This window comes from Endozoicomonas sp. ALB115 (genome assembly GCF_049310245.1).
In the GTDB taxonomy this organism is placed as follows: domain Bacteria; phylum Pseudomonadota; class Gammaproteobacteria; order Pseudomonadales; family Endozoicomonadaceae; genus Endozoicomonas.
Genome location: NZ_JBLYZG010000010.1, coordinates 107,618 through 132,867, shown reverse-complemented (window position 1 = coordinate 132,867; position 25,250 = coordinate 107,618). Strand labels below are relative to the sequence as shown.

Sequence of the window (25,250 nt, the reverse complement as noted above, 5' to 3'; positions counted from 1 at the left end):
TTTAGTCGAAGAATTGTGCGGGCATGATTTTTTTACCTCTTCTGTATCTCTCGTGGCTGTAGTGCTTCAGGATTCATCGGGAATTACTGCTATTATGTCCACCGACATTTTCAGTAGATGCAAGATGATAGATGCACGACACAGGGTGGGCTGAATGAGCAAGGAATAAAGACTGCTAAGGGTGGGCAGTGGAGAGCGGAACAGGTTAAGCGTTTGGGTGTTTGACCTCGATGTTATGAAGTGGAACCAGCAGCTCTACCTGCTGGCTCATGTGGCCAGATCAAACCTTCAGGGTTTTATTGTCGTCATCGTAGAAGTCACCAACACAATAATCACTGGCATCAAGCTCCGGGGCAATCATTGATGTGGTGAATATGATCTGGTGCTCAACAGGTAGAGACTCAGATACACTGATTATTTCCCTTTGGAATTGCTGACTTCTGGCATGTTGCATCCCCTTATCCTCTACGTTATCCATCAGCAGGAAACGGGGGTACAGATAGCTAGTCTCCAGACAGGAAGCCTTTAACATTGCAAGCCTAAAGGCATTCTTCAGATAGACCATAGAACTGGCAGAGAATAAGGCTCTGTCATCAATAGTTACCCTGTCTTCACCAAAATCAAACTCTATCTTTTGCCCTTCGGTGAAAATTTCCTCATGGGAATCGGCACGAATGAGTGCACGAGTTATATTGGCAAGCTGATATTTCTTCCTAGTAATTTCGGAAGCTTGTTTAGCCTCAAGTCGCTTTATCTCTGCTCTGAGGTTGCTCACCTCCCCTTGTATGGCTTCCCTTTCTTCATAAAGGTTGTAGAGCTTGCCGAACTCTTCCTTACTGCTGTTCAATGCAGAAATCTGGCTCCTCAATGAACCTATTTCATTCAACTTCCTTCTGAGCTGGACACTGACTGTACGTTGAGGTTTGAGGATAACTGTCAGTTCCCGTTCCAACTCCTCAAGCTTGGTTTTAGCCTGCTTCTGGTCTAATCGAAGCTTGCCGAGCCTGTCTTGTCTAATGTCTATGAGCTTCTTGGACTCCTCAATCTGAAATTCAATCTCCTTCCTTACTTTGAAGGTAGGATCAATATTGCTCTCAGAGTCATCCTGCTCAGTTCCACATACTGAACATCCAGTGTCTTTCTTGACCAGCTCAATCTGACAAGCAGGGCAATGAATGAACGCCACATCGGAGAGGGCGCTTATTGTGCTCCGTGTTTCTGTCAGGGCTTCGATTCGAGACTCCAGCGAAGCTATGAATAACTGGGAATCACTGATTTCAAAAGAATTTTTAGCAATTTGGTCACTTATTTGAGCATGTTCCTTCCGTGCATTCTGTACATTGTCAGCCAGTTCCTGAATGATGTAATCATCAGTGGTTTCGTCTTCTGACTCGTTGGAAAACTGCTCTACTTCCTTCTCTAAGCTGTCAACTTCAGCCTGTTTTTCAGCTATCTCTGAATCAATTTCGGCAAGACTTTTGACAGTGCTGCCAAGGAAGGTATGAATGGTCTGGATTTCCTTAACTCGACTATCAAGCTTGGCATCCAGCTTCTGTAAGCCGACCCGTTTCTGATAAAGATCAAAGTCTGCAAGACCAATTAGAAGCTCTCCGATGGCTGTACGCTTCGTTGGAGAGTCAAACTTATCGAACTTGAATAGCCTGTCAGGTGATGTCATTTGGTCAACGTACATCATCCTCAACAGTTGATGCATGGTTATACTGTTCTTGTCTTCTGACTTAGAGTAAGGAATACCCAATTCCTTAAATAGTATCTGGTAGAAACTTTCCTTGGTATCTGCCTTGTATGGGTATCGAATCCAGTCTGTGTTCTCAGCGGAATTTGCAGCATCGAAGGTGCCAGCAAATATGTCCATGCTGGAGCGTCCACTTTCCTTTATGGCACGTTTAAGGGTGTAAACACTTCCGCTGAGGTTAGCCTCAACGTATACAAAATCACAAGATGCGGCTTCTTGCTTCCATTTGTTCAGGTCTCCACCAAGGCCGTAAAAAATGAAGTCTGAAATAGTAGACTTGCCTGAACTATTATCACCACGAATGATGTTAACGCCAGCCTTAAAGGACTCGTCGTAGGCACGTTTCGCCCCCTTGGTCACTACCAACCTGTTGACTATCAGGAAGGGCTTATACTGCGTCATATCTGTATTCCATTAGACCAGTTCTTTTCTTTAAACCAGACTGTCCTGTAATTTCCACCTGGTTAAGAATATTGATTAAGTCATGAAAGAAGCCGTCATTCTTGCTACTGCTTCCTTCAAGGAGTTTGCTGACTGAAAGACTGCTAAAGGCTTTTGATATGCTCAACTTCCCATCAACTTCTTTGAAGATATCCTTAGCAAGCAATATCTGGAGGGCTTGGATGTGATAGTCCCCCATTTCTGAGAAAAGCCTTTTTTTATCGGGTAAGTTCTCGTATGGTTCCTGCATTCTTTCGGCTGTTTTTTTGACCTTTGCAGCCCCTTTCGCTCTTGGAAATTCAATATCCTTGGCAAGATGAGGGAACAGGAAAAAAAAGTCGTAAATTCTCAACCTCGTGAAGTCAAATTCATCCAGATTTTGCAGGCTAGCAATGGTGATGAACCTGAACATGCAGTGATATAAGTCGTCTTTTGGGTGGTAAATAATCACTTGCTAGTCCCACTCTATGTAACAGTTACCTGTAAGAATATACAGTAGTCCGTACAGGTCTTCGAGATCAATCTGGAGACTACATTCCTCCACGTTATTCAGTAGTGGGAGGATTACCCTTGCCTCTACAATGTCGTCTATTTGGTAAACAGTAAAATCACCTGATTTTATCCTGCGCTGAACAAGGGTTTTGAAGGCAGTACGCATCTGGGTCAGGAGGTGAGTGTAAATTTTCTGTGCAGAAGTAAAGCAGCCATCCCTAAGAATTTTCTTCGAGACGCTTTCTTTTAGCTCCATTGCGTAGTCTATGGCGTCAGCTCGGTCGCCATCTGTCAGCTTCTCAGTAAGGTCTCGAAGAGAACCTTCAACCTTGCGGTACAGGTAGTTATTCAGTTTTTCGGAAAAATCCCGATAGTCGGGGTCTGCAAGGATTGCTCGTTCATGCTCTTCAATAAGTGCGGTGAGCCTCTTGTCTTCCCTGTAAACAACCTGTCCTTGAGGAGCATAATAATTGTTGACAGTCTTTTTAATGTCTCTGGCAGCTACATCTCCGGCTGCCGTGACATCTTCCTGCGATACACGGTTATAAACCACCGAAGTCTTTACCCCTTGTCACGACCAACGACATCGCCGCCTGCTATGATATTTTTTTGAGACACCTTGTAAACTGAGGTGCTTTTCTTACGCAGCACAAAGCCTACCACTGCAAGAATTGCAGCAATAATCAGGCTGATAACGTACACCCCAAGCCCTGAAAACAGAGTATTAAAGTTGTTCTCCACCCACTGTATGAACTCAGACATAAACCACGGTACTAATTTGAAGTTTTGTGGTCACAATACCGCATAGGGCGCACAAGGTTCAATGGGGACATAATGTAATCTGCTCAGTGGTAGCTCTATGCAAAAGGGCGTTGTAGGTGTAGGGCGAAGAAGGGTTGCATACCAGCATTTTCGAGGAGCTACAACTTCCAAGGGATGTACCAAGTTCCTTGAACAGGAATAGCCTTTAATAAAGGTGATTATCCACTCACCCATGTACTTTCCATGACACAAGCTTATGGTGGTTATCAGAGCTTAAAAACAGATCTGGATACGTGTATACAGGGTATTTTGTATTTACACGGAACTAAGTAGGCAACAAAACTGAACGCCTGGCACACACAGTCTTTCAGGTGTACGTCAGGTGGTCAGATAAGGAACGATGTACCAGTAGCACCTTAATCCGGTTATTTCATCATCGGGCTGCACTACCCGCAGAAAACCATCAGCAGCCGTTGCATATCGGCCAGAGACCATTAAACTCTCTGGCTTTTAGCCACACTGTCCCCATGCCCATCTTACTTCGTTGCCCAGTCTGTTATAAAGTATTCTTTACCATGACTTGAAATACCCGGGCGCACTGGACACCATGATATCAATGAAAATATCCCTGAACTGCTCAGGAGTACCTGCATCGCTGGCAAAACACAGTCTCATTGCAGCAGCAAACTGAGTGGTCAGCAGCAAAATATAGCGTTTGAGTTGATCCCGGTCTTCCGGCTCTCCCAGCTCAAGCAGTTTGTGGTAAATTTTGTCGGTGTTAATTTCACAGTCCCTGATCGCCAGTTTGCTTAGCTCCGGGTTAATGGCGTCAAACCAGACCTCCCTCAGTGCCGGTTCGTTTTTATGCAACCGGTAAATATCATCAAAGTTTTTCTCAAAAACCCGCGTAATGTCGCTGAAGCTTTTCAGTTCGGCAAGGTTGTTGTCGAGGATGGCATGGATCTGATCGATAAAGTGCTCAGCAAGAGAAAGAATCAGGGTGTCTTTGTCTGAAAAGTACTGATAAATAGAACCGGATGAGGTATTGGCCCGTTTGGCAATGTCAGTCATCTTGAGATTACCAATGCCTTTTTCTTCAATCAGCGACTTAACCGCCTGAAGAATGATTGTGACTCTCGCCCGACTTCTACTCTGTGCGGGACTTCGCCGGTTGGTCACTTGTTGTAAATCCATCTTGGTCACTCTTTGCGCGCATCGGCGATAATTTTGGGTTGGTAATACGTTGGTATTCCGGGGCTACTGCGCCGGGTGTTTAGGAAGCTGGCTGCTGGCTTCTGGCCGCAAAAGCACAAGCGGCCTGTCTTTTTCGGGCAACGGGCTTTTGCGACATTAAAATACCATGGCCATGTATCTCATTACAGCTGCCTGATATGGAAAAGCCGGGTACCAAAATCACCAATGTGCGACACCTGCTCAGACATTTCAGTTCCCGTAAACTGACTCTTTAACGGAATGCCCAGATGTTGCAGCTGGTCACCATACAGAGTGTAGGTTTCGTTATTACTTGGGTGCAAAACCCGGTTGGCAACGATACCGTGTAAAATCCCCCGGTCTTTGATATTTACAGGCAGTTCTTCGTTCACCAGATCGCCAAACTGACGAATATTGTGAAACTGTTCCCTGCTGGTTACCTGGTAAAGCCCATCGGTATTCAACATTGGCAGTTTAAGGGTTTTCAGTGTGGGGTTGGCTTGCTGAAGTCCCTGGAAGAAACCCGCCACGGCTTCGGTTTTATCGTCATTGACCACAATCCAGGCGGTTTGCTGATTGCCACCATCAATGGCGAGACGATAAAAATCCCCCTGTTGCAGCAATGTCCTGTGCTGCTTATAGAAGCGGATCTGTTTCATAATCACCTTTTCTTCAAAGGTGGTTAGCCTGGTTAAATCCAGTTGATAGCCGGATAAACCAAAACAGGAGACATTAAAACGTGACTCAATCGGCGTATGCCTCAACACCTGATGAGATGGATGCCCGCTGACATGGGCACTCATACAGCATTGCGGATACAGTAAAGAGAAACCCTGCTGAATGGCAACCCGCTCATAGGCATCTGTGTTATCGCTGGTCCAGGTCTGGGGCATAAAAAAGGTCATTCCCAGATCGAAGCGATTGCCACCGCTGGAACAGTTTTCAAACAGAACCTCCCCAAACGCCTCTTTCAGTTTAAATAACAAGCGGTAGAGCCCAAGTACATAACGATGATAGAAGCCGGATTGCTGGCCGGGCGGCAAGTGGTTTGAATAAACATCACTGAAATTACGATTATGATCCCACTTCACATAGCTGACTTCTGCACGACGAAATACATCCGCCAGCTGCTGATACAGGTAGTCAATAACCTCTGGGTTCGACATATCCAGAAGCAGCTGACGCCGTCCCAGAGAGGGTTTTCTCTTAGGTGAAATAACCGCCCACTCGGGATGCTGGCGGAAAAGATCGCTGTCTTCAGAGACCATTTCCGGTTCAACCCACAGGCCAAACTGAAGCCCCTGTTGACGAATTTTCCGGGAGATTCTTGCCAGCCCGCCGGGCAGTTTCTTTTTATCCTCGACATAATTACCCAGGCCGGATGTTTCATCATTCCGGTTACTGAACCAGCCGTCGTCTAAAACAAACAGTTCAACACCAAGATCTTTTGCTTTTCTGGCCAGCTTCATCAGCTTGCCTTCATCAAAGTTAAAGTAGGTGGCTTCCCAGTTATTTGCCTGAATCGGCCGTGCTTTATTCTGCCATGGCTGGGGAATCAGATGAGTCTTGATGACCCGATGGAAATTATTACTCATTTTTCCAAGGCCCTGATGACTGAATGTCATGACAGCTTCAGGACAGGTGAATCGTTCCCCTTCCGCCAGTGACCAGCGAAAGTCAAAATCAGAAATACCCAGCATTATGCGGGTCTGGTCGTAGGGCGACACTTCAGTGGTGATTTTGTGATTGCCGCTGTAAATCAGACTGAAGCCATAACAGTCGCCCGTCGTTTCCCCGCAGTCTGGCTTAGCCAGAGCCATAAAGGGATTATGGGTGGCACTGCTGACACCACGGTTGCTGCCAATAGAAAACATTCCCTTGTAAAGAGCGTGGCGCTGTAGCTGTCCTTCGGCAATCCATTTCCCGGTTAAATGAAGGGCATCAAATGCCGGGGAGGAAAGGTCGAGGTTCATACTGCAGGCTTTATCAACCACCACCGGTGTTGAACCCAGGTTAATAATTTCCATGCTGCGACAAATTACATCCTGCTGTACAAAACAGGTGTAGTGCAGATGCAGTTCTACCGGTTTGATTTTCTCCCGAAGCACGATGGTTAACGATTGATCACCATCGGCGGGTGAGTGCGTCTGTGGTAACCCATCCAGACAGGGTTTGTTGCTGTTCAATTCATATCGATCAAACACAAAATCCGATGTACTGCTCCCGTCATCTGTGTAAATAAGATGCAGGCTGGATTCACGGTAATCGCCTTTGCCAGAAGTACTCACTTCCTGTTTCCGGGTTTCCAGGCAGTAACGCTCATCTTCTGAGGAGTAAGCCGTGGTGGAGCCGAGCTTGACCTGATACGAATGATCAAGGATCGACAGGTTGTCCCGATGCTCCAGACGTTGACCATAATAGAGATTCAATAAATGGCCAGCGTCTGATACTTGTACAACATAGCTGCTGTTCAGGGTTTGCAGATGAAAAATCTGCTCATCATTATTGACTGCAATCACAAATAATATCTTTTTCAGGCGGTAGCAAAAGTGTTTTCAGCAGGTTCAGGTTCGATCTGAGCCATCACCTGTTTTTCATCATATTTACCCATCAGGTACGTTCCCAGAAACGCCAGACAGCCCGCCAGTAATGCGGACAGGGTAACACCCAGAGTGGTGGGCTCCGGAGACAGGTCAGCCGCTTCAGCAATGGAGCCAATGATGATGATGGACGGAAACAGCAGAGCGGTTAAAGAGGTTGCCGCTTTATAGGCAAACATGTTGGCACCAAAAAACATGGCTTCTTTATGATTGCCTGTTTTTGCAGCATCAGATAACGCCAGGTCTGCCACAATAACATTGGGAATAATGCCCATAATCGCCAGAGGAAACGGCATAAACGCCAGCAGCGCCCAGCCAAGTATATCCGGACGGCTGACAAGGGAACAAAGGGAAAAACAGCTCAACAATAGGCCCTGAACAAACAGAGCGGTGCGGAACAGGCTTTTTTTGGAATATCTTTTCGATAATGCGACCACAGCCGGATACAGGGCAAAACTGGCCAGAAACAGCAGCAGCATAATGATAGAAGCGGTAGATTCCTCAAGCCCCATCAACATGGTGACGTAATAAATAGCACCCACTTCCAGAAAGAAGCGCGTCATAAATGCCAGGCCATTACAGGCGGTAAAGCGGGAAAAGTTTTTGTTGGCCATGGCGGTTTTCAACGAGGTCAGCATATCTTCATTGGTTGAGCTGCCCCGGCAATCGCGTTTTTCATTAATCGCCAGAACAGGAACGACCATGGCCAGCATGCCCAACACAGAAAATAGTGATACGGCTACCTGGATGGCTTCTACCGGCGTGTAACCAAGGGATTGAATGTAGTCTTTGATGACCCAGATCAGCTGCCCAAAGGCAAAGGCCAGTGCCCAGGAAACGGAACAGAAGGTAGAAATCATAATCCGGTCATGGTCGGTTTTGCCCAGCTCTGGAATCAGTGACATATAAGGCACGACATACATGGTCACACTGACCGTCACAATGACACAGCACATCACCAGCCAGACAATATTCAGGCTGGACACAGTATCCACCGGAGGAAAGAAAATCGCTGCCGACATCAGCCCGGTGGGCAGGAAGCTGAGCATCATAAACAGACGTCTGCGGCCAAAACGACTTGTGGACCGGTCACTGAGATTGGCAATAATCGGATCGGTAATGGCATCCAGGGCGCGGTTTAAGGCATAAATAAGCCCCACGGTGGTGATACCAAAAAGCACCGGTGCCCGGGATATAAACTCAGGAATCTGGCTGGCCGAATCCGTCGCCGGAGGGTAGTAAAAATAAGTAATCAGAATTGAATACGAAAACGTGGCCAGACACCAGCCAAAGTTGCCAAAGGAGAAGAAAAATATCTTCCATTTTGAGAGACTGTTACTTTCCATGGAAACTCCATATTTTGGTTTCAGGCTGATATGTGAACGTCGAGTTCAATGTTAAGTTCAATGCAGTGCTGTCCGAAACGAGAGGATTTAACCCTGACCTGTTCATGGCCAGTGACGCCTCTGGTTCTCACCCAGAAGGCGGTTCTGCCAGCGGTTAAAGAAAGAAAGTCTGGCCCCATTAATTCCAGTCCGGCACTGACTTCGACCTGAATTGGATCATTGGCATAGGGACGTACGACACTGTCCTCATCCACACACTGAACGGTGATGCGAGTGACATCATAGGTATGCCGGTGTTGCAACCGCGACTGGTCGGCTTTAACGTTAAGCTTGGCTTTTCGGGACTTGCTGCGTGTTTTTTTTATCACACACTGGTCGTGTTTATAACCTTCAATGCGATAGCTGGCTGATGCATCGCCCCAGTTGCCAACGTATTTTAAAAACAGGTTAACGCCGTCCTGAATCGATTGACGGTTTTTCTTCAATATCCAGAACATCTGCGCCTTTTGCCAGAGGTTTAATCCGTCTTGCCCTTTGCGCATGATGATTGAAAAAAGCTGGCGAATGGTTTCAGCGTCGTCAGGGCTGAATGGTTCATTAACAGCAATCTGGTCGCCAATAAAATCATCAATAACCACCGGTGGATGGGGCAGATGAGGAAAGCTGTTTTTATCGGGATAAAACGTCTGGATGTAACGATCATTCTTAAACAGTTTGATACTGTCACAGTTGGTGAATACCCATAATGCACCGGCCTGGCCAGCCGCATAATCACCGTTTTTCATATTGCCAGCCAGTTCCATGACCGGCATCTCATCCTGCTGACTGGCATAAACGGCGGCGGCGTATTTGGGCTCCCGGAACATATCAAGCACGCCGTGATAACAAATGCGATCACCACTGCCGAAATCTTCATGGGTATTGTAATCAAACAGGGACCAGCCAATAGCACCACAATAGTCCGCGTGACCAAAGGTTTTATTTAACACTCTGGCGTGTCGTAATGCCTGTTCCAGTAAACGGTCCTGACTGTCAAACGGCTTGGTTGGAAACATATGGCCACAGTGCTCAGTCACCAGATAAGGCACATCAGCACCGGCCACCTGCCTGCGGCTTTGCAGTGGCTCGTTATTTCCGGTGTGGGAAAAATCATTGTAGGTATAAACGTCTTCTAACAGTTCGCTATTGCCAATACACCGCACGCCACCGGTCGGGCGTGATGGGTCCAGTTGGCGGGCAAGGACATTGGTTGCCTTATAAAGATCATGGTGGTCAGGGGATTCATTGATACGAACTCCCCAGATAAAAACAGAAGGATGATTGACATCCCGCTCAATCATTCCCTGAACATTGTCCATTGTTCTCTGCTGCCATAAAGGTTCTTCACCAATATGCTGCCAGCCTGGAATTTCATTAAACACCAGCAGGCCAATTTCATCACAGCGATTGAGAAAATGGCTGCTCGGTGGATAGTGAGATGAGCGCACACAATTACAGCCCAGTTCAAACTTCATAAGCTCGGCATCGCGAGCCTGTGCACTTTGGGGCATAGCGTAGCCCACATAAGGGTATGACTGATGGCGATTCAGGCCAATCAGCTTGACCGCTTTGCCATTGAGATAGAACCCGTCGTTTTTGAAAGCAACCGTGCGAAAGCCGAAGCGAAATGTTCTGGTATCTAACGGTGTATCGCCAGACAAGTGAACCACCAGCTTATAAAGCGCCGGGTTATCCAGCTCCCACAGCTTGACATCGGACACTGTAAAATGATGTTCAATCCGTTGGGTATGATGCTTTGACAGCGTTACAGCAACAGGTTCCTGGTGGATAACCTGATCATTCAGGTCACACAGGGCAATCTCCAGATTTAACTCACTGTCGTGTAAATCAGGATTGGCAATGTCAATGGCAAGGTGGACTTTCTGGTTGTTATCGTTATCCGGTGCAGTATGAATCCGGGCGTTTTTCACATAAATGTCTGAGACGAGAATCAGCTCTACTTCCCGATAAATGCCGCCATACGTCAAATAGTCCACAACATGGCCAAATGGCGGTATTAATGGATCTTCAGAAGCATCAACAACAACGATGATTTCGTTATCCTGACCCTTTTTTACATAAGGCAATAGATCAATTTCAAAAGGTAAATAGCCACAGTGATGTTCACCCACCAATACCCGGTTGAAAAATACCTGACAGGAAGACATCACGCCTTCAAACCTTAACAGCGCATGACTGGCATCGGCAAAATGCTCAAAGGCTATCTGTTTGCGATAGGCTGATTGAAACTGATAGGCGCGTTCATCAAAATTGTTGTAAGGCAGCTCCCTGTTGGTATGAGGAATATCGACCTTTGAGGCATGGCTTTCCCACGCCAGGGAGTGAATATCAGACGGATCAATATCTGCTATGTATTGCCAGTCAAAATTAAGATGAACGCGCTTTCTCATGACCCGAACTTACTTCAAAATGTCAGTGTTGTATTCTAAGAAAATACCGAAGCCAGTAAGGTCCAGGTTAGTATCCGCACCCACCATGAATCGATAGCTCAAACCTTCACCGCCATAGTTATGGAGCAGTTCCAGGTTGATTTCGGTGTAGTCTTTTTCAGGACTCAGCATCTCTTGATTAAAGGACAACTTACTCAGGTCAGTATCAGTTGCCATGGCTGCAACCCCCTGGAAACGCCATTTCTGCAAACCAACGCTGTCCAGGTCATAACCACCCACGACAAAGTAAGTACGCTGATTAGCCAGGTCGAAGCTGTTCACAACCGCCATATCACCCCAGACAGCGGTACCACCACCGGCCTTTCTGCCATTCTGAGTACCAAAACCCCGGAAGCTGTCCTCACCGATCTGGGTAACACCAAACAGAATATCGAAGTCGCCGGTATCCAGGCCAATACCAAATTCGGTGACATCTGTCTTATGGTCAGAGTTCCGTGTGCCATCACCTTCTTCCATTCCGTACTTAACCAGGAACTTGATGATCTTGCTGCTATCGTAGTTATCTGAGCCGGTCAGGAAGCCTATTGGAATACCGGAATAGACTTCGATAATGCCGTTCTTTTGAAAATCAGGGGCTACTGAGTAGGAGGCGCTGCTGACGTAGTAATCGGTAACGGTATGGAAACCAACGTTGTAAATTTCGTCGTATGAACCGAAGTCTTTATTGTCTTTCAAGTCATCTTTGAAATTAACCGTTTTGGTCGAATGGATATCACTGTAACCCGTAAAGTAATTTGCCCAGGGCTGAATCATGCCCCAGTCCCATTGGTACTGGCCGGTCAGCGAGGCCCCTTCATAAACTTCGTGCAAGGCACCGTAGGTGTAATCCGGACGGTGCAGCAAATTATAAATCGTGGGCGTGAAACGACCTACAGACAACTTGCCGTAATTGTCCTGATCGCCAAGACGAACCTGAACGTTGGCGTTGCCGAGCTTGCCAACCAGCTTGTCTTTTGTATCATCTTCATAATAACGGCCGTAATCTGAAGACACAGGTAGAGTGATTGGTCCCATCGACATAGAACCACGAACATAACCCTTCTGGCGAAGGTTTGGAGCCGCACCCAGATAACCCAGTTGTACACCAATCACATCGAATAAATAACCGGACTGCCAATCCAGCCAAAGGGATGAACCAATTTCATCCATATTGATTTTGGCAGTACCGGAAATGGGCGCATTTTTGGAATTGAAATCATGAGTACCAGACAGGTTATAAATATTAACCTTGGCTTTCATATCTAAAGTTGAGTCTTGTAGAAAGGCGTCAACACTGGCGTTAGCACAGGATGCTACGGCCATAGACGACATTAGCAACATATGACTCAAAGGTTTTAGTTTCATGATTCACCCCGGTTTCTGTGTTAAGCGCAACAACTTGGCTGTGTTCGAAAAAGATAAAAAGTGAAATTTATTCATATTTTTATGTGAGGCATACTGCTCTCGAAACAAAGAAGCGTCAATACAAAATATGAAGATGGTTCACTTTTTTTGATCTTTGTCAGTTTATGAGGGGAAATGATTAAAAAAGAGACGAAACAGACTCACTCGGTAACATCAATACAGAGTGAGTTTGAGGATTATCGAGTGGTGATCCAGTTGAGAATGTCCTGGTAAAACTCATCACGATTGGTTTCATTAAACAGCTCATGGCGGGCATTTTTGTACAGACTGATATCCACCTGTTTAAGCCCGGCGGATGTTAAAAACCGATACAGTGATTGTACGCCTTTCCCCATCCGTCCAACGGGATCTTTATCCCCGGCGACCAGATAAACCGGCAATTCAGACGACATTTGTCTGGCCGTGGACATAGAATTAATACTTATTAATCCGCCCATAAAGTCATGCCAGAACTGGGTGGTGCATAAAAAACCACAGAGCGGATCGGCGATGTATTTGCCCACCTGTTCCCGGTCCCGGGATAACCAGTCAAAATCGGTTTCAGCATTTTTAACCGTTTTATTGAACTGACTGAAACTGAGCCAGCCTAACAGCCTGGAAGGGTGTCGTTTACCCTGAACAGCCATCTGAATTCTGGCAACCAGTCTGGCCAGATGGAACAGAGCCGGATTTTGATGGTTGGAACCACAAAGAATCAGGCCTTCTAACTGGTCTCCATAATTTGCCGCATATTGCCTGGCAACAAATGACCCCATGCTATGCCCCATCAGAATAACCTTAAGACCCGTGTTCTGTGCAGCATAAGCGACCACCTTATCCAGGTCTTCAATCACCTTTTGCCAGCCCTGATGGTCATCATAATGGCCCTGCAATTGGGCATTTTTTCCATGACCTCTGTGGTTAGCGCCGAATACGGCTATTGCGTGTTCATTGCAGAACCGAGCAAAGGGCGCATACCGGTCAACGTGCTCTCCCATGCCGTGACTGAGTACAACGGCATGCCTGGCCGGGCAGTCCGGTAACCAGCAGCGGACCTGAATTTCTCTGCCATCGGGTGTGAGCAGTGCATGGCGGGTTGGTGCTTGTGTTTCCACGGCGTTATTCTCCTCCCATCAAACAATTCCATGATTCGGATCAATATATGAATTCGATTCACCTTTTGACAGGGCAGCATAAGAAAAATCATAATAAATGTGAAACCTATTCATATATTTTGCTGTTTTTTATTTTTTGCACTGACCTGCACAAGGTACTGTTATGGATCTTACGTCATCAATTTTTGGCAACAGGCAACCCACTGCCGTTGTTAAAAAAGCCACTAAAGCCAAAGCAAGTTATCTGAAAAAATTTGGCGACGACCGTCATATATCCTACCCGCTGAGCAGCACCTTCAACCCGGTCATCGGCCCGGCACTGGGCGTACAGAATATCAACCTGAATAACACCGGTGAGCCCATTGATACCAAAAAGGGAATTATCATTGGCAATATTCGAATGGGTTATGGCCATTACCGAATATCAATGGCTATCGCCTCTGCAGCCAGACATCTTGGCTATACCCCATACTGGCTGGACCTGAATGCCTATCAGGAAACCACGGGCGGACAGGTGATCAGTCACCTTAACAAACTTTACTCGCTTGGATCCCGTCTTTCCCAGAAATATTCACTGTTTAACTCGTTATACTGGGAAAAGCTTAACAGTGAAGGTTTCAAAAAACTCAGCTTCAACGCCAAAGATCAGAAAGTCAGTGAGCTAATGGCTACTGTTCTGGGCAATCTGCCTGACGATATGCCATTCGTGGGGACTCATACCTGGCCAGCTCAGGCTGCCATTCATGCCGGAATGAGCAATGTGATTAATGTGGTTCCGGATAACTGGCCCATGGCGCTGCATCTGTCAGAAGGTGCCCGGCATGTGGTACAAACACCCTCCAGTTACTTTGGCTACCGAATGTTAAAAGGCATGGATGGTGACAAGGTGCTAAAGCCAATGCCAGCGGACAGCATTTTTCATACCGGGCATTTTATTGACCATGAACTGCTGGTTGATCTGAAAGGCGATTGCCAGAAGCGGAAGGAGCGCCTGGATAATGGGAAGCCGGTCAGAATACTTCTGACCATTGGCGGTGCCGGCGCACAGTTTGAAATCTATCGATCCATTATCAGGCACCTCCTGCCACAGATTATCAACCGTAAGGTCAGCCTGCTGATCAATGTTGGTGATTATAAGAACGTCTGGGAACAGCTGGTCGCCGATATCCCTGAGCTGCACAAGGCGCATTTGTTGGATAATGACTGGGAAGGTGTTCAGGCTTTCGCCAATCCGGACTCCGATCAGTCAATCGAAGGGATTCACGCATTCTATAGCAGTGATATTTTCTCCGCCGTTTATACCACCAACCTGCTGATGCGAATCACCGACTTTATGATAACCAAGCCCAGTGAGCTTGCTTTTTATCCGGTGCCAAAGCTGTTCATTCAAAGAGTGGGTGGGCATGAAGCTTATGGTGCTTTGAGATCTGCTGAAATCGGTGATGGCACCGTAGAGTTTGAACAAACCGATGCCGCCATTCAGATGATGCAATTAATGATAGACGACAAGAGTATTATCAAAACCATGTGTGACAATATTCTGAAAGCGCAGTCTGTGGGTGTTTATGATGGGGCTTACAAAACCGTTGAAATGGCTGTAGCTGGGAAAGGTTGAGGCAATTGTACTGACTGAGGAATTGTCCCGGAATAAGTTCCGCATTTGACTGGGACTTGTTAAGCTTGCTGGCTGCTAAAGCACTGGCGGCCTGTCTTTTTCGGGCAGCGGGTAGCGCTTACAGTAAATTTCATAATCAGGCTGCACTGCCAGCAGGAAACCATCGGCAGCCGTTGCATATCTGCCAGAGACCATTAAAATCTCTGGCTTTTAGCCATACTGCCCATCCCGATGTCCATCTTACTTCGTTGCCCGGTCTGTTATGAAACGCTGAGGTCAGAACCCAAAAGCGCTGTGTGCCAAAATAACCACCGGTTTGACCGGGCGCGCCAGGGCTATCTGAACCTGCTGCCCAGCAATAAGAAACGCAGTAAAAACCCCGGCGATGATCAGATGATGGTCGAAGCACGGACACGGTTTCTGAATCACGGTTACTATCAACCCGTCGTTGATGCCTTGATTGATAAAATCAAGTCGTTTGGTAATGAAGCCCCGCAACGTATTCTTGATGCCGGTTGCGGTGAGGGCTATTACACATCGGGTATCAAAGAGCAGCTCAAAGACAGCGCAGTCTGTGGATTTGATATTGCCAAACCCGCCATCCTGGCCGCCAGCAAGCGAAACAACGCAATAGAATGGCTGGTTGCCAGTGTCAGTGAACTGCCACTGATGGACGAACAGTTTGATGCTGTGATCAGCATATTCTCCCGCAGTGACTGGCCTGAGTTTGCCAGAGTTCTGAAACCTGGCGGGCATATTGTTCTATTGACCCCCGGCCAGAACCACCTGATGGCTCTTCGCCGTGCCATTTATGATGAGGTACGTCCTTATCCGGAAGATAAACGCCTGCAGGATCTGCCGGAAGATCTTGCCCTGCTGGAAAGCCAGACCATCCATCACCTGATGATGCTGGAAAACACTCAGGCGATTATGGACCTGCTGGCCATGACCCCTCACTACTGGCATGTCAATGCCGGACAAAAACAGCAACTTGAGCAACTGGGTCAGCTGGAATGTGAACTGGAAATGCGTCTGTCGGTGGTACAAAAGCGCCACCCATCAACATAGGTAAAAATACTGTCTTACATCAATTTTACCAAACGTGACTGGTGGTATAACTGAGCCATGGCCATAGCCCGGGGGGTTTACCATGTTTCAGTTAGCTCAGATTATCACCGGCAAAAGTGAAAAAGACCTGTTCACTGTTCTGGCCCTCAAAGCTGATATTATCCTGTTCTTTGTGGCTGGTAATGTTGTCGCGACGGTCGGTTATAATGCCGTCGTCTATGCCAGGCGGCTGGAGCAGTCTCATTGATTCTATCGCCGGTTCCCGTCAATCGGGAACCGGTTTATGTCCGCTTCTGGCAACATGGTGATTGCCATGCCCAATATATTGCCCGATTGAAGTAACCAATCATCAATTTCAGGGATAATAACCAATATCGAAGACAACTGAACCAGAAGTAATATGAAAAAAGAAGCAGTAACCACCTGGTTTCTGGAAATGACCTCGCAGGATGAATGGCTCCATAAACCCGTCACCCATCCAGATTTTGTCATCCGGGAGTGTCAGGTAAAGCAGTTTCAATTCAACCGATTTCTCTAAATAACAAATTTCACCAGCCAGTGGCTCAACAACGTGATAATCACAATACCCGCAAGGTTCAACACCATACCACTGCGTACCATGTGTCGAATTGGCAACATGCCTGAGCCATAGACTATGGCATTGGGCGGTGTCGCCACAGGCAACATAAAGGCACAACTGGCAGCAATAGCGGCAGGGATGGCAAGAATAGCCGGGTCCATTCCCTGTGACATGGCCAGGGCTCCCAAGGGAGGAAGGAAGGCGGCAGTGGTTGCTGTATTACTGGTGACTTCGGTCAGAAAAATAATAATGGTGACAACCAAAGCGATGGCCATCAAAGGAGGCATATCCCCCAGGATGTTTAATGATCCGGCAATCCACTCTGCCAGCCCTGTTGTTCGAATCATTGATGCCAGGCTCAGGCCACCACCAAACAATAACAACACATCCCAGGGAAGACGGTGCATCTCCTTCCAGCTCATCAGAAACTCAGGCTTGTTCCAGCGGACGGGCAGGATAAACAATAGAACGGTGGCCACCAGGGCAATCATGGTATCGGAAAGTGCCAGTGCTGGCATCATTGCCCCCAGCCAGGGCCGCAGAACCCAGGCAAGAGCCGTAAGAAGAAAGATCGCGGTGACTGCTTTTTCTGCACCGCTCATTGCACCGTTCTTTTTTTGCTGCGCCTTAATGGACTCTCTTACTCCATGGTTTTCTTCCCCGCCCAGACGGTAGCCAAAATAGCCCAGCCAGATGCCGGTAATTGCCAGCAAAATGATTGATGCAGGCAGGCCAATGAGCAGCCAGTGAACAAAACCAATCTGGATACCGTACTGCTCCTGAAGAAAAGCCACCAGTAATGCATTAGGCGGCGAACCGATCAGGGTGCCAAAACCGCCGATTGAAGCCCCGTAAGCAATGGCCAGCAACAAAGCCACAGGAAAGCCATGACTCATCTTCCCCTGGTGACGAATCATGGCGATAACCGATAAACCGATGGGCATCATCATAATCGTGGTTGCCGTATTGGAAACCCACATACTGATCAGGGCTGTGGCAATGATAAAACCAAGCACCAGTCGCTTCTCCCCGGTGCCCGTAATCAACATGATTCTCAGGGCTATACGGCTGTGCAGATTCCAGCGCTCCATGGCAAGGCCAAGCACAAAACCGCCCATAAACAGGAATATTACCGGATGTGCATAGGGAGCAGCCGCTTTATCCATGGTGGCCAAGCCAAGCATTGGCGACAACATCAGGGGGAGCAGTGCGGTAATCGCCGTCGGGAGAATTTCCACCGACCAGAACACGGCCATCATCATGGCCAGGCCCGCACAGCGCCAGGCCATCTCATTCATCCCGGCCGGGGGGGCAACCAGTAATGTGAATAGCTGCAATGCAACGCCAATCAGAAGTCCTGTGAGCCAGAAGAGCGGCTTCCCTTCCTGAGTACATTCCTGCTGTGCAGACTCTGGAAGCAATTCCGGAGAACCTGATTTCATGATTCGCTCCATTGCATTTGATAAAATTTATAGTCAATTCAACCGTCAATCAGTTGATAGCACGCTTAGGCCCATCAAACAGCAAGGCTTATGATGAGCTGCGGTAATGATTCACCGTCATTAAGGGTAGACTCTGTTATAATCATTTACCTATTCTGTACCATGGCACACGCCAAGAGCCTGATTTGACTGCACCTATTCTTACCCCCACAGCGTCCACCCGCTTTACCAATCTCTCCCTGCCCGATGCTTTGCTGCAAAACCTCGACACTCTGGGATACCGGGAAATGACCCCCATTCAGCAGAACAGCCTGCCAGAAATTCTGGAAGGCCACGATGTCATTGCCAAAGCCAAAACCGGCAGTGGCAAAACGGCGGCCTTTGCCATTGGCCTGATTGTCAAATTGAAACAGCGGGATTTTGGCTGCCAGGCACTGGTTCTCTGCCCGACCCGGGAACTGGCAACCCAGGTTGCCCAGGAAATCCGGCGTCTGGCGCGCTATCAGCAAAATATCAAGGTTGTTACCCTTTGTGGTGGCCAGCCTATTGGTCCACAGATCGGTTCACTGGAGCATGGTGCCCATGTGGTTGTCGGAACCCCCGGGAGAATCCAGGATCACTTGCGGAAAAAGACCTTATTGATCGATCGGGTCATTACGCTGGTGCTTGATGAAGCCGATCGCATGCTGGATATGGGCTTTATTGATGCCATTGAAAACATCATCGGCCATTTACCAGAACAGCGACAGACTCTCCTCTTTTCAGCCACTTACCCAAGCGGTATCCGGGCATTAAGCGAACGTTTCCAGCATCAGCCGGTTACCGTTACCGTTGAGAGCACCCATAGCCATGAACATATTGAGCAGCGCTTCTATCACGCCGAAAACGCCGACAAACCCGCCATGCTGATCAAGCTGTTGCAACACTACCAGCCTGAGTCCAGCGTAATTTTCTGCAACACCCGGCAAATCTGCAAAGAGGTCGGCACTGAACTCTACGAAGCGGGCTACAAACCGGTAGTGCTGCATGGCGATATGGATCAGAAAGAGCGTGACCAGATGCTGGTACGATTCGCCAATCAGAGCGCCAACCTGTTGATTGCTACCGATGTCGCAGCCCGGGGATTGGATATAGAAAACCTTGCCGCAGTGATCAATTACGATCTGAGCCGGGACCCGGAAGTACATGTTCACCGGGTTGGCCGCACCGGGCGGGCGGGTAAAAAAGGTCTGGCACTGAGCCTGCATACCCGGCAGGAGCAGTACAAGCTGGATAATATCAGCGATGACCTCAAGGCCCCCCTGGTCTTTGGTGACCCGAAAACACTCTCCGGAAACCAACAGCCAGCCCCGGCCCCCATGGTTACCCTGGCCATTGATGGTGGCCGAAAGCATAAAGTCCGCCCTGGCGACATCCTCGGAGCGCTGACCGGAGATGCCGGGATTCCCGCAGACCAGGTCGGCAAGATCAATATTTTTGACTTTACCGCCTATGTGGCGGTCAAACGGGAAAATGCCCGATCTGCACTGAAAAAACTGGAAGCAGGAAAGATTAAGGGCAGAAAATTCAAGGTTCGGCGTTTGTAGTCTTCATTAGCCAATCGTCTCCCGGTGCATGGTTTCAATGAGTTTGACGTGTAAAGTCTCCGTTCACCCTGAGCGTCCTTCGACTCCGCTCAGGATGCACGGAAGAAGGGTGGTTGGTACGATCTATCAGAGTCCGGAGTTTCCGCCTTTAGGCCCTATGGTTCCTTCGACAGCCTCAGGACGACTGGAGTGCGGAGGCACGACAACCGTCAAACTCATTGAAATCATTCAATAGCCCCCTCCTCTGAAAGCCTGATTGGAACTAAATCAGGCTTCTCTTGTCCAAAAGAGGTAAGACACTGACTATTTAATCCAGCACAAGGAGGTAATTGAAATGACTACTCAGATTACACCACCACCCATTTCTGCACAGGGCTTCGGCACTGGTTCGGAGCCAACCCGGTTCGAGCCCCACCCTGAGTACAATCGACCCGCATTTAATGGACATGGTGCCAAATTACAACCACCACACCAGTCGTATTTTGCTCAGCCGAAACGCCAACCTGTACCACCACCTTCGGCTCAACCACCGCGCTTACCTGATAACGTAAAGAGTGTGAATCCTGACATTTCCGTCAATGGCTCCCCTGCCGCAACTCAACCTCCCAAGACTGAAGATCCCGGAAAAATGGCTGAAGCGTTGCAGGCGCTGGGCGATGAGGAACTGCTCAATCGGGGTAAAAACCAACTGGAACAAGCTGAAAAGGCCTATACCGCCTTTGGCGAAATGAACATTGCCCTTAAGGCTCGGGATACCCTTGAAATCTTTGCCGCTTGCGCCAATGGTCTCAAAGGCCCTGGTAGTGTAGGCTGGTATAAAAATTCGCAAGAGATGATTACTGCCTTAAAAAATATTGAGCTGCCCCCCGGCGCGCCAAAAGACCTGACCGTTACCATCACCTTCCCACCACCCAACCATCAGGCCATCTCCCTGATTCCGGTAGGTGCTGGTCTCGAACAAAAAGCGCCTATAGAGATCTACCGTTGTTACGTCCACGCGCTTGGTGCCATGAAAAATCAGGCCCGGGAACTTAATGCAGACCAGGGGCTTGCACAAGCTCAGGCAAAGCTGAATGATCTGCTTGAAACGCTGAAGGCTATCCAGAAAGAAATTAATAAAAGAAAGGAGAAGGGCAAGCTTCCTGTCAGAGCTGCCGATGTTCAGTTTGAAGCCCGATATTATTCCCATGTGGATAAGGGGATCACGATCAGTCGACTGGCAAATGGCGAGGAATTCCCATTCCATGATGCCGCCATTCAGGGCAAAGGCAAGGTTCCCACCCCAGCGCCACAACCCGAAGAAGCTCCGGCTCCAACGCCAGCCCCTGAAGAAGACTGAGCACATCATTCGATAATCTCCGTCCACCCTCGTTCCCCTGCTCTGCCCGGGAACGAGGCATGAAGGCAGCCCCATAAATAACTGTTATTTCATAGGCCATCATTTGCCAAACAGCGCCTTATGGTGTTTGATCAGTGTTTTCATAGTACTGTCATGCTTCCTGCTGTTGCCTGATTCAGCCGATTCACTGGCCTTGTTCAACAGGGTCAGACGAATCGTTCTCTCTGAGGCACCGTTTTCCAAACCAAGAAAAGCGAGCGCTTTTTTCTGCTGTGCAGTGGGTTTGGCCAGAAAACGTCCACTATCCTGAGCCTCGGTGGCAATGTATTTTCTGGCCGTCTTGGCAATATCTTTTGAAACTTTCAGATTACCTGCATTTTTTTGCAACTTGTCAAAGGCATTTTCAATAACACTGGCTTCGTTATAGGTACTCGAAACACCCAGCGTTTTCTTGTCTCTGGCCCTCTCCTCTTTTGGTATGGCGTCTGTTGATTTGGCATTCCTGGTGGCATTTATCTGACCAGCAACGACAGACTTCACACCACTCACATCAACCGGCTTGTTTACTACGCCCGTTGCTGGCCTCGGGGCAGGTGAAGAGGGAGCAGGTGTGGTACTTGCCGGGGCCGAAGCAGCCCGCAGGCTCTCTTTCCGACGCCTGGCGATCTCGCCGATATTAGCCGTTGATTGACGGACGACCTCAGCCCTCTCCATCGGGGCTGACTCTTTCGCAACATCCATAGCAAAGTCGGGCTCGGGACTCAGCGTCTGTGTTATCCCCTGATCACCTTCATCGTCAGAGAAGTAATCAGAATCGCTTACCGAGTCCTGAGGTTCTGGGCTTTCAGCGGTAAATTCAGCTTCATCTGGAGTAATGGCCTGAGCCACGTCACTATCATCTGATCGCTGCATCACGCTTTCTGATCGTTCAGAGTCATCAATATCAGTGACTTCATCAGGCTCACTGAAACCTTCATCGACCAGTGTTTCCTCGGTCAACTCCACTTCGGTCTGGGGCGACTCAGTATCAACATCTATCTGGTCATCGCCAATCGTGGTTGTATCACTGTCGATGTCACTATCATCTGATCGCTGCATCACGCTTTCTGACCGTTCAGAGTCATCGATACCAGTGACTTCATCAGGCTCAGTGAAACCTTCATCGACCAGTGTTTCCTCAGTCAACTCCGCTTCGGTCTGAGGCGACTCAGTATCAACATCTATCTGGTCATCGCCAACCGTGGTTGTATCACTGTCGATTGGCGCACTATCTCCAGACCTTTCACTTGCACTAACATCTATCCCCTGATTTTCGTCTGGCGCGGTACTATCATCGCCGGAGACTTCTGGCTGCGAATTTTCGTCTAGTGAGATACCATCATCAAAGACCTCTGGCTCAGGATTTTCGTTTAATGCGGTACTATCACCGGGGACCTTTGGCTCAGCAAACAACTTTTCGATGCCATCAAGCTCACTGTAATCTTCCTCCTGATTGTCGTCTAATGCGGTACTATCACCGGAGACCTCTGGCTCAGCAAACAACTCTTCGATGCCATCAAGCTCACTGTAATCCTCCTCAACTGATGTTTGCTCAGTCGATTTTGCTTTGGTCTCGATCGTTTGAGTATCATCCTCGTTCTCAATTGACTGAGTATTATCTTCATTCTCTATCGACTGAGTATCAGCTTCAGTCTCAATCGGCTGAGGATCAACTTCGTTTCTGATCGACCCAGCATCAACATCACTTTCAGCGACAACTCCATCAAGCCCACTGTCACCATCCCCGGCTGATGTTGTCTCTGTCGATTCCTCTTCTGTCTTGAGCGACTCGGCATCACTTTGATCGACTTTACCGGCGGATAAACCACTGTCTAATGCTGCATTGTTGGCGGAGTCCCCTGGCTCAGCAAACAACTTTGCGATGCCATCAAGCTCACTATCATCCTCCTCAACTGATGTTTTCTCAGCCAATTTTGCTTTGGTCTCAATCGTTTGAGTATCATCTTCGTTCTCAATTGACTGAGTATTATCTTCATTCTCGATCGGCTGAGTATCAGCTTCAGTCTCAACCGGCTGAGTATCAGCTTCAGTCTCAATCGGCTGAGGATCAACTTCGTTCCTGATCGACCCAGCATCAACATCACTTTCAGCGACAACTCCATCAAGCCCACTGCCACCATCCCCGGCTGATGTTGTCTCTGTCGATTCCTCTTCTGTCTTGAGCGACTCGGCATCACTTTGATCGACTTTACCGGCGGATAAACCACTGTCTAATGCTGCATTGTTGGCGGAGTCCCCTGGCTCAGCAAACAACTTTGCGATGCCATCAAGCTCACTATCATCCTCCTCGACTGATGTTTTCTCAGCCAATTTTGCTTTGGTCTCGATCGTTTGAGTATCATCCTCGTTCTCAATTAACTGAGTATTATCTTCATTCTCGATCGACTGAGTATCAGCTTCAGTCTCAATCGGCTGAGGATCAACTTCGCTCCTGATCGGCTCAGCATCACTTTCAGCGACTCCACCAAGCCCACTATCAATATCCCCGGCTGATGTCGTCTCTGTCGATTCCACTTCTGTCTTCAACGACTCAACATCACTTTCCGCGACGCCACCAAGCCCACTGTCGCCATCCCCGGCTAATGTTGTCTCTGTCCATTCCTCTTCTGTCTTGAGCGACTCGGTATCACTTTGATCGACTTCACCGGTGGCTAAACCACTGTCTAATACTGCTTGGTTGGCGGAGTCCACTGGCTCAGCAAACAACCCGGCAACGCCATCAAGCTCATTGTAATCCTCACCGGTACCGCCGGTTTGCTGAGTAGCATCGGGCTGTGGACTGGTGTCTATTGCAGAGTCTGTTTGCCCGGAAGGACCCTGCATGATGCCGGGGATCAGCGAAGTGTCTCCTATAACAGGATTATCAAACGTCACTGCTACTGCGATATCTTCCGGGGGGGCTGTATCACCTCCGGCATCCGCAGAGTTGATGGCAATATCCTGATCAGCCGGGCTTGTATCAGTCAGACCCTGCGCTGTTGTTTCAGGCCTTACAGAGCTGTCATTGTCCGGCCCCACCTCAGGCTCGGTTTGAGAAGGCTGGTTCGTTGTGGCTGTATGCACTGGCCCTGCCAGAGAACTTCCCATTGTTTGTTGTTGAGCTATCGGACCACCATCAATGTGCGTGGCACTGACAGAACCGTCCTCAACTCTGGCCCGCACATTGATGGTCAGCAGACATTGTCTGTTCTCAAGTCTGGCCAAGTCATTAATACCCGAGGACTCACCTCCGATTTGTTGATCGATATCAGAAACTTGCTGTTTCAGATTAGCGATTTCCCGGTCAGTGCTGGCCTGATCAAATGATGCGAATTTCTCCTTGTTATGCTTGTCAAGAATCTCTATGGCTTTCTCCATCAGCTCGCCCAGGTTGGTCTGATTTTCCAACTCTTCCCCGGGGGGGATCAGGCTCAACTTTTCGCCACTTCCAAGGGTAATTTTGACCTTCAGGGCGGGCGGGAACTCTGTCTTTTGAAGTGCCTCAAGAGCCCCCTTCGGGCTATCGTTCTGAGCCTTTTTCAATTCAGCTACTGACTTTTTCAAACCACTCAGAGAGGCCGTTACCGCCTTTTTTTCACTACTTTTCTTAAGCAGTCCGTCGGCCTGTTTGAGCAACTGGCCTTGCGTTTCCTTCAGTTCTGCCTGGCCAGGTTTATCCAGCTGATCACCCTTAACAGAGGGCAGCGATTGATCAGTAGCCTGTTGGATATTCCTGTCACTGAGCGCTTTATCACCGATGGCATTCCCCGTATGGTCAAAACTGTCTACCCCCGATTGGCTCACTTGTGGTTGCACATCCTGCATGACTTCAGCCTGATGAGTCGCAAATTTGCCCACAGTCGTTTGAGACGATGGCAGTGGCACCGAAGCATGTTGGGCTGAGCTGGGGTCAATGGCACCAGAAGGGATGCTGCAAAGTGGGTATCTCAGGAAATTGTGCATG

Annotated in this window: 18 protein-coding genes; 6 read left to right on the top strand and 12 right to left on the bottom strand. The window is 48.4% G+C overall.

Annotated elements, in window-relative coordinates:
* Positions 1–280: 280 nt before the first annotated feature.
* From ACO6VE_RS07120 to ACO6VE_RS07075, 10 genes are all read right to left on the bottom strand, one after another.
* Entirely contained in the window at positions 281–2,158 is a 1,878-nt protein-coding gene (locus ACO6VE_RS07120; protein ID WP_422460559.1) for a hypothetical protein, read from the bottom strand.
* Entirely contained in the window at positions 2,145–2,648 is a 504-nt protein-coding gene (locus ACO6VE_RS07115; RefSeq protein WP_422460557.1) for an ABC-three component system middle component 5, read from the bottom strand. Before ACO6VE_RS07115 ends, ACO6VE_RS07120 begins: the two co-directional genes overlap by 14 nt.
* Before the next feature lie 3 nt (positions 2,649–2,651).
* Positions 2,652–3,242, bottom strand: a complete 591-nt coding sequence (locus ACO6VE_RS07110) for an ABC-three component system protein (RefSeq protein WP_422460555.1) — start codon at positions 3,240–3,242, stop codon at positions 2,652–2,654.
* Positions 3,243–3,250: 8 nt separating this feature from the next.
* Positions 3,251–3,451 (bottom strand): hypothetical protein, encoded by a 201-nt coding sequence (locus ACO6VE_RS07105; protein ID WP_422460553.1) that lies wholly within the window; start codon positions 3,449–3,451, stop codon positions 3,251–3,253.
* A gap of 570 nt (positions 3,452–4,021) precedes the next feature.
* On the bottom strand, positions 4,022–4,645 hold the full coding sequence (locus ACO6VE_RS07100; RefSeq protein WP_422460551.1) for a TetR/AcrR family transcriptional regulator: 624 nt from the start codon (positions 4,643–4,645) through the stop codon (positions 4,022–4,024).
* A 182-nt stretch (positions 4,646–4,827) separates the two neighbouring features.
* A complete protein-coding gene (locus ACO6VE_RS07095; RefSeq protein WP_422460549.1) occupies positions 4,828–7,182 on the bottom strand; it encodes an alpha-galactosidase in 2,355 nt (784 codons plus the stop codon).
* 14 nt (positions 7,183–7,196) lie between these two features.
* Complete coding sequence (locus ACO6VE_RS07090) at positions 7,197–8,609, bottom strand: MFS transporter (protein WP_422460547.1); 1,413 nt, start codon at positions 8,607–8,609, stop codon at positions 7,197–7,199.
* A gap of 20 nt (positions 8,610–8,629) precedes the next feature.
* Complete coding sequence (locus ACO6VE_RS07085) at positions 8,630–11,059, bottom strand: glycoside hydrolase family 2 TIM barrel-domain containing protein (RefSeq protein WP_422460545.1); 2,430 nt, start codon at positions 11,057–11,059, stop codon at positions 8,630–8,632.
* A gap of 9 nt (positions 11,060–11,068) precedes the next feature.
* The gene (locus tag ACO6VE_RS07080; protein ID WP_422447197.1) at positions 11,069–12,463 is read right to left on the bottom strand and encodes a hypothetical protein; all 1,395 of its coding nucleotides are present in this window, start codon (positions 12,461–12,463) and stop codon (positions 11,069–11,071) included.
* Between the two features lie 236 nt (positions 12,464–12,699).
* Positions 12,700–13,617, bottom strand: a complete 918-nt coding sequence (locus ACO6VE_RS07075) for an alpha/beta fold hydrolase (RefSeq protein ID WP_422460543.1) — start codon at positions 13,615–13,617, stop codon at positions 12,700–12,702.
* A gap of 163 nt (positions 13,618–13,780) precedes the next feature.
* Between ACO6VE_RS07075 and ACO6VE_RS07070 the strand changes: the two genes are divergently transcribed.
* From ACO6VE_RS07070 to ACO6VE_RS07055, 4 genes are all read left to right on the top strand, one after another.
* Entirely contained in the window at positions 13,781–15,232 is a 1,452-nt protein-coding gene (locus ACO6VE_RS07070; RefSeq protein ID WP_422460541.1) for a DUF6937 domain-containing protein, read from the top strand.
* Between the two features lie 231 nt (positions 15,233–15,463).
* A complete protein-coding gene (locus ACO6VE_RS07065; RefSeq protein ID WP_422460539.1) occupies positions 15,464–16,300 on the top strand; it encodes a putative RNA methyltransferase in 837 nt (278 codons plus the stop codon).
* 82 nt (positions 16,301–16,382) lie between these two features.
* Entirely contained in the window at positions 16,383–16,547 is a 165-nt protein-coding gene (locus ACO6VE_RS07060; protein WP_422460537.1) for a hypothetical protein, read from the top strand.
* A gap of 153 nt (positions 16,548–16,700) precedes the next feature.
* On the top strand, positions 16,701–16,838 hold the full coding sequence (locus tag ACO6VE_RS07055) for a hypothetical protein (RefSeq protein WP_422460535.1): 138 nt from the start codon (positions 16,701–16,703) through the stop codon (positions 16,836–16,838).
* Here ACO6VE_RS07055 and ACO6VE_RS07050 read toward each other — a convergent pair.
* Complete coding sequence (locus tag ACO6VE_RS07050; RefSeq protein WP_422460533.1) at positions 16,835–18,322, bottom strand: SLC13 family permease; 1,488 nt, start codon at positions 18,320–18,322, stop codon at positions 16,835–16,837. The two genes, ACO6VE_RS07055 and ACO6VE_RS07050, sit on opposite strands and share 4 nt — an antisense overlap.
* 185 nt (positions 18,323–18,507) lie before the next feature.
* Between ACO6VE_RS07050 and dbpA the strand changes: the two genes are divergently transcribed.
* Both dbpA and ACO6VE_RS07040 read left to right on the top strand, forming a co-directional pair.
* The gene (dbpA, locus tag ACO6VE_RS07045) at positions 18,508–19,908 is read left to right on the top strand and encodes an ATP-dependent RNA helicase DbpA (protein WP_422460531.1); all 1,401 of its coding nucleotides are present in this window, start codon (positions 18,508–18,510) and stop codon (positions 19,906–19,908) included.
* 334 nt (positions 19,909–20,242) lie between these two features.
* Positions 20,243–21,247, top strand: a complete 1,005-nt coding sequence (locus ACO6VE_RS07040) for a hypothetical protein (protein ID WP_422460529.1) — start codon at positions 20,243–20,245, stop codon at positions 21,245–21,247.
* Positions 21,248–21,346: 99 nt separating this feature from the next.
* Here ACO6VE_RS07040 and ACO6VE_RS07035 read toward each other — a convergent pair whose 3' ends face one another.
* Entirely contained in the window at positions 21,347–25,249 is a 3,903-nt protein-coding gene (locus ACO6VE_RS07035; protein ID WP_422460528.1) for a hypothetical protein, read from the bottom strand.
* Position 25,250 lies beyond the last annotated feature (1 nt).